Here is a 12,981-nt window from a genome sequence, read left to right as displayed (position 1 = left end):
GCAGAAAAATCGCCAACCCAACACGTCGTCAGCGATTTTTCGCAGAAAAATCGCCTCAGGCCGCCATATCATGCCGCAGGATCGCCGCTTCCGAGGCCGACAGGTTGCGCCGCACATAATCGCCATAGCTGAACGGATTGGCCGCGATGCCCGGAAACATCGCCAGCAATCCCTCGCGCTGCGCGGGCTCGATCGTCTCCAGCGCGCAATTGGCGGGATGGAAGCTTTCCGTCTCCAGCCCGTTGGCAAAGACGATGTTGTGCCGCTCCATCAGCATGTGGATATAGGTCACCTCGCGCAGCGCATGATCCACCACCACCGACAGGTCGTTGATCAGATCCTCCGCCGCCACCAGCACCTCGTCGCTGTTGAACAGCGCCCGCGCCGTGGCGCCGCGCAGCAGCATCCGGTGTTGCGGCGACACCAGCAGGTCACCCTCGGGCCGCCCCAGCCCCAGCGCGCCCGACCGGAACCGGATCGGCCGCAGATGCGGCATCGCGTAAAGCCGGGCGCCGGTCATGCGGCGATGCCCGGTCCACAGGATCTCTTGCGCCCCATTGTCGCGCGTCAGCACCCGGTCGCCCGGGCGCAGATGCTGGATCAGCCGCGGCCCCTCGGGCGTGGCGATGCGCGTATCGGGGGTGAAACAGATCACCCCGCCCGCCTGCCGCGCCCCGGCCCCACTCTGCGTCCGGTCAATCGCCACCCGCACCACCCACAGGTCGCGCGCCACCGGCGGCATCTCGCCCAGAAACATCAGCAAGCGTGCGCCAGTATCGGGCACCTCGATCAGTGTGATCCCGTAGCTGTGAATACCATCCGTGACGACGAACCCCTGTTCGGGCACGTCCTCCTCGTCTTCCACCAAGGGCGCATCCAGCGCTTCACGCCCCAGCGATGCCCCGACCAGCCGGCGCACCATGCGCGCCGCCCGTTTTCTCAGATCCGCTGCCCCCTCGGCCCCATCCAGAATCAGAAGATTGGACGGCCCATCCACCCGGACAGCCGCCCCCGTCCAGCACCAGGATGCTCCTACGCAAAGAACATCCAGCGGCGCCGCCCGCACTCCATCAGTCTCTGTCTGCGCCCAGGAAATGACAAACGTGCCGCGAGAGCCCGTTTTCATGCCTGTATGCCTGCTCGTTTTTTATTTTATGGACAAAAGTTAACAGGCTTGCGGCAACAGTGCTATGATATTTTGGCAACAATCCGCCCATTTGATACGGATTGTTGCCGCAAGATCAGCTATTTGCGAGGCGAAGCTCACCCATTCAAAACCGCAGGTTGAGCCGCAGCGACCCGACGACCTGCCCGTCCGGCTGGTCTTCATATTCCTTGCCCAGCCAGGTCACGCCATAGAACAGCGCCGAGCGTTCGCCCTGCCAGTTGAACCCGGCGCGCAGGCGCATCCGCGTATCGGTCAGTTCGGCCGTGCCGCTTTCGGGCAGATAGACGCTGTCGAACACCTGCGCCACATCGCCGCCCAGCGTGAAGCTGGTCCCGGCATTGATCGTGCCCGCAATCCCCTCGACGCGCTGCCCCGTCACCGTATCGCGCGACATCAGGCCACCGCGCCCGAAATTGCCCACCACCATGTCGCCGCCAAAGCGCAGATAGCTTTCCACCCCGGCCTGCGCCTCGGCAAACGGCCGCAACGTCACCCGGTCCGACACGGCGAAGCTGCGCGCCATCTCGCCGTAAACCGTCGGATGCACGCCGTCGGTGATCTGGCTGTCCAGCACCGTCGGCTCGTCCAGCCCCAGCAGGTCATGCACCTCGCGCTGGAACCGCCCGACCCCGGTCTGCGGCCCGGTGAACACCAGTTCCGCCCCCAGCAGCGTTTCCACCCCGCCCATGTCGAAATGCGTCGCCATGCCCGGCGCGATCACCCCGACATAGCGGCGGTCCGGCGTGGGGTCGGTCAGGCTTTCCGGCGCGATGATTTCGGTGCGCAGACGGAATTCCAGCAATTCGCCGAATTGCGTGGGCAGCGATCCGCCCCAGCGCGGCGCGCGAAACCGGCTGACATAGTAAGATCCGCTGCGCCAGCGGTCATGCGTGTCGCCCAGCGCGTCATTGGTGAACAGCCGCGCAAAGCCAAGCGTCACCCGCTCTTCCGCCTGCGCCGCCGTGCCTTGCCCCAGAATCGCGCTCAAAGCCACCGCAGCGGCCAGCATTGCCTGTTTCATGCTTTTTCCTTGTCTGCCCGCTCGCGTTTTTTTTGCACTCTAACCCGGTGCCCTGCCCCCGCGATAGTGCAAGGCGGCCACATTCTGCAACCGGTGAAATTTCCCAAGTAAAAGAATCGGACTTTACAAAGCCAAGTCTTTTTGTCACCTTTTGCCATATCCAAGCCAACCCGCCTCGGGTCAGCCCGGACCACAGCAACCGCAACGCAGCCACCCCGAGGCCCGAAGATGATAGCTCCCCCGCGCGGCCCTTTGGCCGACCCATCCCCAGCGCCGAGCCTGATGGACCTGCTCCGTCTGGCGATGGAGGGGCTGATGCCCGCGACACCGGACCTCAGTGCCTTTCTCGACCGGATGGAGATGCCCCGATGAACATGAGTATCGACCCGCGCAGCCTTCTGGCTGCCGACGCCACCCCCTGCCACGATGCCACCCTGCTGACCGCAGGCGGCAATCTGGCGCGGATCATCCTCAACGATCAGATCTATTCGCTGCGGATCACCCGCGCGGGCAAACTGATCCTGACAAAGTAACGGCCGGACTGATGAAACACACCCTGCTTGCGACCCTGTTCTGCACCGCCGCCCTGCCTGCCTTCGCCGTGACCGAGGCCGAGGTGGTGCAGACCTATGCCACCCTCGCCGAGGCAGGCTATGCCGACAGCCTCGCCACGGCGCAGGCCCTGCAAGCGGCGGTGCAGGCGCTGATCGCCACCCCGTCCGATGCCACGCTTCAGGCGGCCCGCGCCGCCTGGATCGCCGCCCGCGTGCCCTATCAGCAGACCGAGGCGTTTCGCTTCGGCAACCCGATCGTCGATGACTGGGAGGGCCGGGTGAATTCCTGGCCGCTGGACGAAGGGCTGATCGACTATGTCGATGCCTCTTATGGCCAGTCCGAGGAAAACCTGCTTTCCACGCTGAACGTGATCGCCACGCCGCACTTCACCCTTGGCAGCACCGAGATCGACGCCAGCGCGATCACCCCCGATTTCCTCAAATCCACCCTGCACGAGGCGGACGGGATCGAGGCGAATGTGGCGACCGGCTATCACGCCATCGAATTTCTGCTCTGGGGGCAGGATCTGAACGGCACCGGCCCCGGTGCGGGCGCTCGCCCCTTCACCGATTACCTGCCGGGCGACGGCTGCACCAATGGCAACTGTGACCGCCGCGCCGCCTATCTGACCGCCGCAACCGAGTTGCTGGTGGCCGATCTGGCCGAAATGACCGGCAACTGGGCCGAAGGCGGCGCCGCCCGCGCCGCCGTGACCGCCGATCCCGCCAAAGGGGTGCAGGCGATCCTCACCGGCATGGGCAGCCTGTCCTATGGCGAACTGGCGGGCGAGCGGATCAAGCTCGGCCTGATGCTGAACGACCCCGAGGAGGAACACGACTGCTTCTCGGACAACACGTTCAACAGCCATTTCTACGATGGGGTCGGCATCCGCAACGTCTATCTCGGCAGCTATACCCGCCCCGATGGCACCCTCGTCTCCGGCCCGTCGCTGTCGGAACTGGTGGCGCAGAAGGATGGCGCGCTGGACATGCAGTTGCGCGCCGAACTGGAGGCCTCTGTCGTCGCCCTGCAAGCGATCAAGACCGCCGCCGAGAGTGGTTTCGCCTATGACCAGATGCTCGCCGCGGGCGACAAGAAGGGCGAAGAGCTGATCATGGGCGCGGTGAACGCGCTGGTGACACAGACCACCTCAATCGAACGGGTCGTCGCCACGCTGGGCATCGAAGGCGTCGCACTCGAAGGCTCCGACAGCCTCGACAATCCCGGCGCCGTCTTCCAGTAACCCGGCCCCGCCCGGCACGCTCGATCACGCGCCTGCCGCGCCCGTTCGCCAGCCCGATCGCCGATGAAGCGGGCGGCATCGGCCTTCTCGAAACCCCGCCTGGCCGTAGCGACAAATCCGGCCCCGGGAACCGCGGGATACTGAGGCCCAAATCCGCGGACGGGCGGAATGACACTGGCGGGCGAATTATCCGATAGTTATAGTCAGGTAATCCGCCCGCCCCACAGGACCACCCCCATGATCGCCCGCCTGTCCCTGCCGCTCCTGCTGCTCGCAGCCCTTCCCGCCATGGCCCAAACCGCCGACACCGCGCTGGATGACCGCCACCTGAACGTGATCCCCCGCACCAAGGCCGAGGCCGCGCGCATCAAACCCGTGCTGGCCGCCCCCACCGATTTCACCAAACCCGAACCGTTCGAGGCCAAGCCCGGCGGTGCAGCCACCACGCGGGCCATCGCCTCTGCCGATGCCTTTTCGCAATCCTCGGAAAACATGCCGTTCGACCGCGAGATGGATTTCAAGCTGGGCAACGGCTTGTTCCGCAAGACATGGGTCGCCTCGCCCGCCTCCACGCTGGCCTCCGATGGGCTGGGCCCGCTGTATAACGCCCGCGCCTGTCAGGATTGCCACCTGAAAGACGGGCGCGGCCACCCGCCCGAAGGGCCGGATGACGGGCGCGTCTCGATGTTCCTGCGCCTGTCCATCCCCGGCGGCGATCCGGTGCCCGCGATCCGCGATTACCTCGCCACCCGGCCCGAACCCACCTATGGCGGCCAGTTGCAGGATCTCGCCGCCCCCGGCTACGCCGCCGAGGCGCAGATGGGCCTCACCTATGCCGAACAGCCGGTCACGCTGGCCGATGGCACCGTGGTCTCCTTGCGCGCGCCGACCTACAGTGTCGATGCCCCCGCCCATGGCCCGCTTCATCCCGACACGCTGCTGTCGCCCCGCGTCGCCCCCCAGATGATCGGGCTGGGCCTGCTGGAGGCGATCCCCGCCGCCGACATCCTCGCCCATGCCGATGAAGACGACGCCGATGGCGACGGCATCTCGGGCCGCGCCAATATCGTGATGAGCGTCGAATATGGCGTGCCGATGCTGGGCCGCTTTGGCCACAAGGCCGGGGCGCCCACCGTCAAGGAACAAAGCGCCGGCGCCTTTGCGGGCGACATGGGCCTGTCCACCCCGCTGCACCCCACGCCCGCAGGCGATTGCACCGCCGCACAGGCCACCTGCCTCGCCGCCCCCGATGGTCAGGAGCCCGGCCTCCGCGACGGGTTGGAGGTGGATGGCGCCAGCCTCGATCTCGTCACCTTCTATTCGCGCAACCTCGCCGTGCCGGAACGCCGCAATATGGACGCGCCCGCGGTTCTGCAGGGCAAGCAGATCTTCCACAGCCTGCAATGCGCCACCTGCCACACCCCGAAATTCGTCACCAACCGCCTGAAATCCCAACCGGAACAAAGCTTTCAGCTCATCTGGCCCTTCACCGACCTGCTGCTGCATGACATGGGCGAAGGTCTGGCCGATCACCGCCCCGAATCCCGCGCAACAGGTCGTGAATGGCGCACCGCGCCGCTCTGGGGTATCGGGATGACGGCGCAGATCAGCGGCCACAGCACCTATCTGCATGACGGGCGCGCGCGCAGCCTGATTGAGGCCGTGCTCTGGCATGGCGGTGAAGCGCAGGCGGCCCGCGATGCCGTGGTCGCCCTGCCGACCGAAGACCGTGCCGCCCTGATCGCCTATCTGGAAAGCCTGTAATGCTGCTTCGCCTTGCCCTTGCCACCTGCCTGTTCGCCCTTCCCGCCCGCGCCGATGTGGCCGAAGCGGTGTCGGATCACATCCTGCCCGGCCTCGCGCATTTCCGCGACACCACCGCCACCCTTGCAGCCTCCGACAGTTGCGACCCGGCGGTGCTGCGCCCGCTCTACCATCAAGCCTTTGATGCGTGGATCGCCGTCGCCCATCTGCGCCTCGGCCCGGTGGAGGAGGAGGGTCGCGCGCTGGCCATCGCCTTCTGGCCCGATCCCAAGGGGCTGGGCGCCAAGGCACAGGCCGCGCTGCTGAAAGCCGCCGACCCGGCGATCCTCGCGCCGGATCACTTCGCCGAACAATCCGTCGCCGCGCGCGGGCTGTTCGGGCTGGAACGCCTGCTCTACGCCGATCCCGCCCCCTCGGGCGATTACGCCTGCGCCCTGACCCAGGCCACCGCCGATGATCTGGCCGGCATGGCCGAATCCGTGGCGCAAGGCTGGCAAGACGACTTCGCCGCCACGCTCACCCAACCCGGCCCCGGCAACCGCTACCTGACCGAAACCGAGGCGCGGCAGGCGCTGCTGACCGCCCTGATCACCGGGCTGGAATTCAACGCCGATCAACGGCTGGGCCGCCCGCTGGGCACGTTTGACCGCCCGCGCCCCGAACGGGCCGAGGCCCGCGCTTCAGGCCGATCCTTGCGCGATGTGCAACTCTCGCTGCTGGCGCTGCGCCAGTTCGCGCTGAAACTGGTGCCCGAAGCCCCGCAGACGCAGGCCGCCTTCGACCGCGCGCTTTCGCAGGCCGATGCGCTGCAAGACCCGGTTTTCGCCGGGGTCAGCGATCCGCAAGCCCGCCTGAAGCTGGAGATTCTGGCGCAGGACATCCGCGCGATCCGCGACGCCGCGTTGGCCGAACTGGCCCCCGCCCTCGGCGCCGGGATCGGCTTCAACGCCGCAGACGGCGATTGACCATGCAGCGCCGCAGCTTCCTCGCCTCGCTTCTCGCCGCCTCCACCCTGCCCCGGCTTGGCTGGGCCGATGCGGGCAGCCCCGCCTTCCTCGCCGCCGCCAAGGATGCCACCGGCGCCTTCGTGCTGCACGGGCTGTCGGCGCAGGGCGAAACCGTCTTTGCCCTGCCGCTGCCCGCGCGCGGCCATGCCGCCACCGCCCACCCGACCCGGCCCGAGGCCGTGGCCTTCGCCCGCCGCCCCGGCACCTATGCGCTGGTGATCGACTGCGCGCGCGGCACGCAGGTCGCCCGCCTCACCCCGCCCGCAGGCCGCCAGTTCAACGGCCACGGCACCTTCTCCGCCGATGGCGCCACCCTCTATACATCCGAGGTGGAGGCCGAAGGCTCTGCCGGGCGCATCGGCCTGTGGGATGCGACCGCCAACTATGCCCGCATCGGCGAATGGGCCTCGGGCGGCATCGGCCCGCATGACCTCAAGCGCCTGCCGCTGTCGGATGACCTCATCATCGCCAATGGCGGCATCCAGACCGACCCGACCGACCGCCGCAAGCTCAACATCGCCACGATGCGCCCCAACCTCGCCCGCCTCTCGCCGGGGGGCGAGATCCTCAGCCAAGCGGAACTGCCACCCGATCTGGCGCAGAACTCCATCCGCCACCTTGCACTGCTGCCCGATGGCCGCGTCGCCTTCGCCATGCAGTGGGAGGGCGATCCCGCCGACCCCGTCCCGCTGCTTGGCCTGTGGGACAACGGCGCCCTCACCCTGTGCCCGCCGCCGGAAACCGAGGCCTATGTGATGCAGGGCTATGCCGGCTCCATCGCCCACAGCCCCACGCTGGACGCCCTCGCGATCACCTCGCCCAAAGGCGGCGCGGTGCAGGTCTTCGCCACCGATGGCCGCTTTGTCGCCACCCACCGCCGCCCCGATGCCTGCGGCGTGGCGGCTGGCCCCGGCGGGTTCATCGTGACCGATGGCAATGGCGCCATTTCCACCCTCGACGCCGCTGGCCTGCTGCCCCGCCGCAGCACCGCCCTGTCCTGGGACAACCATCTGGTCGCTCTGGCCATCTGATCGCACGGGACACCTGATCGCGGGGGCGTGAGCGCAAACAGGTTTTTGATCAAACCCCATTGCACCGCCGCCCGCCGCGTGGTCAGACTGCCCGCAAAAGCAGCGAGGAGCCCGCCATGCGCGTCTTCATCAACGGTTTCGGCCGGATCGGCCGCTCGGTCCTGCGCGCCTGGGCGGGCGGCGCGGGCGCGGGGATCACCATCACCGGCATCAACGACATCGCCGCCGCCGACATGTGCGCCTATCTGTTTGAATATGATAGCGTCTTTGGCCCGTGGAAAGGCACTGTCGCGCTGACAGACGGCGCGCTGGTGGTCGATGGCCACGCCATTCCGCTGCACCGCACCCCCGATATTTCCACGCTGGACCTGCGCGACACCGATCTGGTGATGGAATGTACCGGCCGCGCCGATGCCCGCGCCATTGCCGAACGCGGCCTGACCGCAGGCGCCCGCCGCGTGCTGATCTCCGGCCCCTCGCAAGCCGCCGATCTGACGCTGGTGCTGGGCGCCAATGATGCCGCGCTGACCGATCAGCGCATCGTGTCCAACGCCTCCTGCACCACCAATGCGCTGGCGCCGCTCGCCCGGCTGATCCATGCCCATTGGGGGATCGAGACCGGCTCGATGACCACGATCCACTGCTATACCGGCAGCCAGCCCACCGTCGATGCCCCCGCCGCCGATTTCTCGCGCTCGCGCGCGGCGGCGCTCAGCATGGTGCCCACCACCACCTCGGCGCAACGCCTCGTCGATCTGGTGCTGCCTGATCTGGCCGGGCGGCTCGAAGGCTCTGCCGTGCGGGTGCCCACCGCCTCGGTCTCTGCCGTCGATCTCTGCGTGATGACCACCCGCCCCGCGACGGCGGCAGAGGTCAACGCCGCCTTCCACACCGCAGGCGGCGTGATCGGCGCCACCGACAAGCCGCTGGTCTCCACCGATCTGCGCGCCCGGCCCGAATCCATCATCATGGCCTGCCCCGAAACCCGCGTCACGCGGGGCGGAATGCTGCGCGTCTTCGGCTGGTATGACAATGAATGGGGCTTTTCCAACCGGATGCTCGACGTGGCCCGCCGGCTGAAAGCCTGACCCCGCAGCTTCATCCTGGCAAAAATACTCTGGGGGGTGAGGGCCGCCCGGACGGGCTTCCAGTGGAAGCACGTCAGGCCCGAACGCACGATCCGCAAGGATCGGGCCGGACAGGGCGGAGGCGACGGGGGCAAAGCCCCCTCTGCCCGGCCCGCCCAAACCGCCGTGTCACAGCCGCCGCAACACCCCGTCCAGCCGCTCCAGAAACAGCGCGACATGCGCGCGCGAAAATACCAGCGGCGGGCGGATCTTCAGCACATGCCCCACCGGCCCGGTGGCCGAAATCAGCACCCCCGCCGCACGCAAGCCGTTGACGATCCGCCCGGCCAGTGCCGCATCGGGGGCGCCATCGGTCACGATGTCCTGCCCCAGAAACAGCCCCACCGCGCGCAGCTCGCCCAGACAGGCGTGATCTTTCGCCAGCCCGCGCAACCCATCGGCAAACACCGCCCCCACATCGCGGGAATTGGCGATCAACCCCTCCTGCTCGATCACATCCAGCACCGCGCCCGCCGTGGCCATCGCCACTGCATTGCCGCCGAACGTGTTGAAATACCGCGCCTTCGCGCCAAATTCGGCAATCACCTCGGGCCGCAGCACCAGCCCCGCCACCGGATAGCCATTGCCCATCGGCTTGCCCAGCGACACCATGTCGGGCACCACGCCATGCCGGGCAAAGCCCCACATCCCCGCCCCGGTGCGCCCGAAGCCCGGCTGCACCTCGTCGGCGATGAACAGCCCACCCGCCGCGCGGATCGCCGCCACCGCAGGCGCCAGAAAGCCTGCCGGATCGGCGAACACCCCGTCCGAGGAAAACACCGTGTCCACGATCAGCGCGCAGGGCTTGATCCCGTGGCGCAGCAGATCGTCGATCGCCGCCTGCACCGCCGCCGCAAAACCCGCGCCCACATCCGGCCCCAGCTTTGCCGCATCCGGCGCGGGCACCGTGCGCACATGCGCGCCTAAGGGCACCCCCGCCCCCAGCGAGGGCGAAAACTCCGCCACGCTCAGCGTGACCCCGTGATAGGCGTTTTCGGTGACGATCACCCCCATGCCACCCGTCGCCGCCCGCGCGATGCGCAGCGCCAGATCATTGGCCTCTGACCCCGTGCAGGTGAACATCGCGTGGCCCAAGGCGCTTGGCATCGTCGCCAGCAGCCGCTCGGCATAATTCAGCACGCCGTCATGCAGATAACGGGTATGGCTGGCAAACACCCCCGCCTGCGCCGCCATGGCCGCCACCACCTGCGGATGACAATGCCCGACCGAAGCCACGTTGTTATAGGTGTCGAGGTAAGCCTTGCCCGCGGCATCATACAGCCAAACCCCCTCGCCCCGCACCAGATGCAGCGGCGAATCATAGAACAGCCGATAGGCCGGCCCCAGCGCCGCCTGCCGTCGCGCCACCAGCGCCGCCTCGCCGGGCGGCAGATCCACCGCCCCGGGGCGGAAGGCATTGGGCATCGGGTCTTTGGTCATGGTCGCCTCACACAGGGCCCGGCAGGGCCAGCAGCCCCGCCCGCGCCGAAGGGAAGTTGCGCAGGATATACTCTGCATTCTCGGGCTGGCGCGTCGCGCGGTGGCTGGTGATCGCCAGCGTCGTCACCATGCGGATCGCCACCAGATCGGCCAGCACCGCCCGTTCGCCCGGCAACAGCGGCAGCACGGCCTCCCAGCCGGCCACCACATCGGCCAGACTGGCCTGCACCGCCGCCGGGTCGATCTGATAGGCCGCCGCCACCGCCAGATCGCAGATGCGCGGCGTGCGCACCATATCGCCGAAATCCAGCACCCCGGCCACGCGCCCCGCATCCTGCGGATCGGTCAGCACGTTATGCGGGTTCAGATCGGCATGCACCACCTGCCACGGCAGCGCCGCCAGCGCGGGCTGCACCACCGTATCGAACCGGTCCAGCCAGCGCGCGCACAACGCCCGCAGATCGGGGTCGGCAATCGCGGGCAGCAAGGGGCGCAACCGGCCCGCCTGTTTGATATCCCATTGCAGCACATGATCGGCGGCCGGATCGGCAAAGCCTTCCAGCGCGCGGGTCAACCGCGCCGCCATCGCCCCCATCGACCGGCGCAGCGCCGGTGACGGCGGCGCCAGATGCAGCGGCACGCCTTCCACATAGCTCAGCAACCGCATCAGACTACCCGAGGCCAGCGGGATGTCCGTCTCGCCGGTCAGCGAGGGGATGACGCGCGGCACTGGCAGCCCCGGATCGCGCGCCGCGATATGCTCCAGCGCCGCATTCTGGAACCGCGTCACCGAAGGGTCTTCCGCCACATTGGCGAATTTGAGCACAAAGCGCCCCTCGTCACCCTCCACCCGAAAGTTCAGATCGCGCTCCGAGGACAGCCGGTCCATGTCGCCGATCACGCCATAATGGGTGGCCAGCAGCACCATCGCCTCGGCGCGGCTGATCGCGGGCGGCGGGCTGTTCAGGATCGGGCCAAGCGGATCATTTTGCTGCATGGGCGAGAGTGAGACATGAAAACCCGCGCCACAGCAAGACGCTTGTCCGCAGAAAATGCCCGCGTGGCCCAAGGCAAGGCCGCGCGGGCACCGGGTTCAGTGTTCGGCCACCGCCGCCGCCGCTTTCGCATCCGCAGCACTGCCCGAGGCGCCGTTGAAAAAGGCGTTCAGCGCCACGGCGGCAATCGAGGCCAGCAGGATGCCGCTTTCGATCAGCGGGTGCAGCGCATGCGGCATCCACATCTTGAAGTTTGGCGCGATCAGCGGAATCATCCCGAACCCAAGGCTGACCGCCACGATGAACAGGTTGTTGCGATTGGCGGCGAAATTCACCCCCGCCAGAATCCGCACGCCCGTTGCCGCCACCATGCCGAACATCACCAGACCGGCACCGCCCAGAACCATGGTCGGCACCGATTCGACCAGCGCGCCCATCTTGGGCGACAGGCCCAGCAGAATCAGGATGATCCCGCCCGCCACGCAGACAAACCGGCTCTTGATCCCGGTCACGCCGACGAGGCCGACATTCTGGCTGAACGAGGTATAGGGGAAGGTGTTGAAAATCCCGCCGATCAGCGTGCCCAACCCATCGGTGCGCAAGCCCGCCGACAGCATCGGCTGATCCACCGTCTTGCCGGTCAGATCGCCCAGCGCCAGAAACATGCCGGTGGATTCGATCATCACCACGATCATCACCAGAACCATGGTCACGATCAGCACCGGATCAAACACCGGCATCCCGAAATGGAACGGCATGATCAGCGCGAAAGGCGCTGCCGCCGCCACCTTCTCAAACCCCATCGCGCCGATGGATACGGCAATGATGCAGCCCAGCACGATGCCCAGCAGCACCGAGATATTGGCGATGAACCCCTTGGCGAAGCGCGCAATCAGCAGGATCGCCGCCAGCACCACCGCAGAGACCGCGATATTGCCCAAAGGCGCATAGGCCGGGTTCGGCATGGTGGCCGCCGCCGCCAGCTTCGGCGGCATTTCCGGCAAGGCCCCTGCCGCTGCCGCCTCGCTTGCCGCCTTCATCCACTCCGCCGCCGCCGGATCGACGATCATCGGCGCGGTCGGGCCCACCGGGTTGCCGAAGATCCAGTTGATGCCGATCCGCATCAGGCTGACCCCGATCACCAGAATGATCGTGCCGGTCACCACCGGCGGAAAGAATTTCAGCATCCGGCTGACCAGCGGCGCGATCAGCATCGAGATGAGGCCCGCGCCGATGATGGCGCCAAAGATCGCCCGCGCGCCCTCTGGCCCGCCATTGGCATTGGCCATCGCCACCATCGGCCCGACGGCGGCAAAGGTCACCCCCATCATCACCGGCAGCTTGATGCCAAACCATTGCGTGGCACCAAGGCTTTGAATCAGCGTGGCAATGCCGCAAACGAACAGGTCGGCGGAAATCAGGAAGGCCACATCGGCCGGATCCAGCTTCAGCGCCCGCCCCACGATCAGCGGCACCGCCACGGCGCCCGCATACATCACCAGCACATGTTGCAGCCCCAGCGCGAACAGCTTGGGCGGCGGCAGAATTTCGTCCACGGGATGCGTGGTCTCTGTCATCGGTTACCCTTTCCCTCGGGGGATGTTGTTGCTGCCGCCCCGCGCCCCCCGTG

General features: G+C 67.4%; 11 protein-coding genes. 6 read left to right on the top strand and 5 right to left on the bottom strand.

Annotated elements, in window-relative coordinates:
- Positions 1–55: 55 nt before the first annotated feature.
- Together BMX43_RS16950 and BMX43_RS16945 are read right to left on the bottom strand one after the other, a co-directional pair.
- Positions 56–922 carry a Hint domain-containing protein gene (locus BMX43_RS16950; protein WP_342711746.1) on the bottom strand — a complete coding sequence of 289 codons (867 nt, stop codon included), beginning with the start codon at positions 920–922 and terminating at the stop codon, positions 56–58.
- A 349-nt stretch (positions 923–1,271) separates the two neighbouring features.
- Positions 1,272–2,189, bottom strand: a complete 918-nt coding sequence (locus BMX43_RS16945; protein ID WP_091303347.1) for a lipid A-modifier LpxR family protein — start codon at positions 2,187–2,189, stop codon at positions 1,272–1,274.
- Between the two features lie 374 nt (positions 2,190–2,563).
- On the opposite strand from BMX43_RS16945, the gene hemP reads away from it, so the two are divergent.
- The 6 genes from hemP (at position 2,564) to BMX43_RS16915 (ending at position 8,877) form a co-directional block, all read left to right on the top strand.
- Positions 2,564–2,722: a hemin uptake protein HemP gene (hemP, locus tag BMX43_RS16940; RefSeq protein ID WP_425431813.1), complete on the top strand. Its 159-nt coding sequence runs from the start codon at positions 2,564–2,566 to the stop codon at positions 2,720–2,722.
- A gap of 11 nt (positions 2,723–2,733) precedes the next feature.
- Positions 2,734–3,987 (top strand): imelysin family protein, encoded by a 1,254-nt coding sequence (locus tag BMX43_RS16935; protein WP_091303345.1) that lies wholly within the window; start codon positions 2,734–2,736, stop codon positions 3,985–3,987.
- A 237-nt stretch (positions 3,988–4,224) separates the two neighbouring features.
- A complete protein-coding gene (locus BMX43_RS16930; RefSeq protein ID WP_091303344.1) occupies positions 4,225–5,751 on the top strand; it encodes a di-heme oxidoreductase family protein in 1,527 nt (508 codons plus the stop codon).
- Positions 5,751–6,716, top strand: a complete 966-nt coding sequence (locus BMX43_RS16925; RefSeq protein ID WP_091303343.1) for an imelysin family protein — start codon at positions 5,751–5,753, stop codon at positions 6,714–6,716. The genes BMX43_RS16930 and BMX43_RS16925 overlap by 1 nt, the downstream gene beginning before the upstream one ends.
- 2 nt (positions 6,717–6,718) lie before the next feature.
- The gene (locus tag BMX43_RS16920) at positions 6,719–7,789 is read left to right on the top strand and encodes a DUF1513 domain-containing protein (protein ID WP_091303342.1); all 1,071 of its coding nucleotides are present in this window, start codon (positions 6,719–6,721) and stop codon (positions 7,787–7,789) included.
- A 116-nt stretch (positions 7,790–7,905) separates the two neighbouring features.
- Positions 7,906–8,877 (top strand): type I glyceraldehyde-3-phosphate dehydrogenase, encoded by a 972-nt coding sequence (locus BMX43_RS16915; RefSeq protein WP_091303341.1) that lies wholly within the window; start codon positions 7,906–7,908, stop codon positions 8,875–8,877.
- 168 nt (positions 8,878–9,045) lie between these two features.
- Here BMX43_RS16915 and BMX43_RS16910 read toward each other — a convergent pair whose 3' ends face one another.
- The 3 genes from BMX43_RS16910 to BMX43_RS16900 all read right to left on the bottom strand — a co-directional run bounded on the left by BMX43_RS16910 (position 9,046) and on the right by BMX43_RS16900 (position 12,928).
- A complete protein-coding gene (locus BMX43_RS16910) occupies positions 9,046–10,356 on the bottom strand; it encodes an aspartate aminotransferase family protein (RefSeq protein ID WP_091303340.1) in 1,311 nt (436 codons plus the stop codon).
- A 7-nt stretch (positions 10,357–10,363) separates the two neighbouring features.
- Positions 10,364–11,353, bottom strand: coding sequence for a phosphotransferase (locus BMX43_RS16905; RefSeq protein WP_091303339.1), 990 nt, complete (start codon positions 11,351–11,353; stop codon positions 10,364–10,366).
- 96 nt (positions 11,354–11,449) lie between these two features.
- Entirely contained in the window at positions 11,450–12,928 is a 1,479-nt protein-coding gene (locus tag BMX43_RS16900) for a nucleobase:cation symporter-2 family protein (protein WP_091303338.1), read from the bottom strand.
- Between the last annotated feature and the right edge of the window lie 53 nt (positions 12,929–12,981).

The organism is Gemmobacter aquatilis, assembly GCF_900110025.1.
Taxonomy (GTDB): Bacteria; Pseudomonadota; Alphaproteobacteria; order Rhodobacterales; family Rhodobacteraceae; genus Gemmobacter; species Gemmobacter aquatilis.
This window is presented reverse-complemented; position numbering and strand designations above follow the sequence as displayed.

Coding starts and splice junctions, on each gene's coding strand:
- BMX43_RS16945 (WP_091303347.1), bottom strand. CDS start 2,189: ATGAAACAGGCAATGCTGGCCGCTGCGGTGGCTTTGAGCGCGATTCTG.
- hemP (WP_425431813.1), top strand. CDS start 2,564: ATGAGTATCGACCCGCGCAGCCTTCTGGCTGCCGACGCCACCCCCTGC.
- BMX43_RS16935 (WP_091303345.1), top strand. CDS start 2,734: ATGAAACACACCCTGCTTGCGACCCTGTTCTGCACCGCCGCCCTGCCT.
- BMX43_RS16950 (WP_342711746.1), bottom strand. CDS start 922: ATGGTGCGCCGGCTGGTCGGGGCATCGCTGGGGCGTGAAGCGCTGGAT.
- BMX43_RS16910 (WP_091303340.1), bottom strand. CDS start 10,356: ATGACCAAAGACCCGATGCCCAATGCCTTCCGCCCCGGGGCGGTGGAT.
- BMX43_RS16900 (WP_091303338.1), bottom strand. CDS start 12,928: ATGACAGAGACCACGCATCCCGTGGACGAAATTCTGCCGCCGCCCAAG.
- BMX43_RS16930 (WP_091303344.1), top strand. CDS start 4,225: ATGATCGCCCGCCTGTCCCTGCCGCTCCTGCTGCTCGCAGCCCTTCCC.
- BMX43_RS16915 (WP_091303341.1), top strand. CDS start 7,906: ATGCGCGTCTTCATCAACGGTTTCGGCCGGATCGGCCGCTCGGTCCTG.
- BMX43_RS16925 (WP_091303343.1), top strand. CDS start 5,751: ATGCTGCTTCGCCTTGCCCTTGCCACCTGCCTGTTCGCCCTTCCCGCC.
- BMX43_RS16905 (WP_091303339.1), bottom strand. CDS start 11,353: ATGCAGCAAAATGATCCGCTTGGCCCGATCCTGAACAGCCCGCCGCCC.
- BMX43_RS16920 (WP_091303342.1), top strand. CDS start 6,719: ATGCAGCGCCGCAGCTTCCTCGCCTCGCTTCTCGCCGCCTCCACCCTG.